This window comes from Streptococcus oralis (genome assembly GCF_001578945.1).
GTDB lineage: Bacteria > Bacillota > Bacilli > Lactobacillales > Streptococcaceae > Streptococcus > Streptococcus oralis_Q.
The window spans coordinates 1-483 of the sequence record NZ_KQ969606.1; the positions used below are offsets into that span (position 1 = coordinate 1).

At 41.2% G+C, this 483-nt stretch carries 1 protein-coding gene; it reads left to right on the plus strand.

Features of this window, described 5'->3' with window-relative positions:
- On the plus strand, positions 1-483 hold a 483-nt coding region (locus SORDD16_RS09995), incomplete at both ends, for an MFS transporter (protein WP_128973517.1).

The following is a 483-nucleotide window of genomic DNA, read 5'->3' on the forward strand; positions in this document are numbered from 1 at the left end:
GGTGTTGTTGCAGGAACACTGACGGGTCCCTTTGTTGGAGGCTTTATTGCTGAAATTTTTGGCATTCGTAATGTCTTTTTATTGGTAGGTGCTTTCTTATTTTTGGCTGCAATCCTAACCATTTTCTTTATCAAGGAAGATTTTCAGCCAGTTACTAAGGAGAAGGCTATCCCAACGAAAGAAGTATTTTCTTCTTTCAAGTATCCTAGGCTTTTAGTGAATCTATTTTTGACGAGCTTTGTCATTCAATTTTCAGCTCAATCAATTGGCCCCATTCTGGCTCTCTATGTGCGGGACTTAGGGCAGACTGAAAATCTCCTCTTTGTATCAGGATTAATCGTATCCAGCATGGGATTTTCTAGCATGATGAGTGCTGGAATTCTAGGAAAACTTGGCGATAAGGTAGGGAATCATAGACTTTTAGTTGCAGCGCAGATTTATTCCGTCATCATTTACCTGCTTTGTGCCCATGCAACCAGCCCC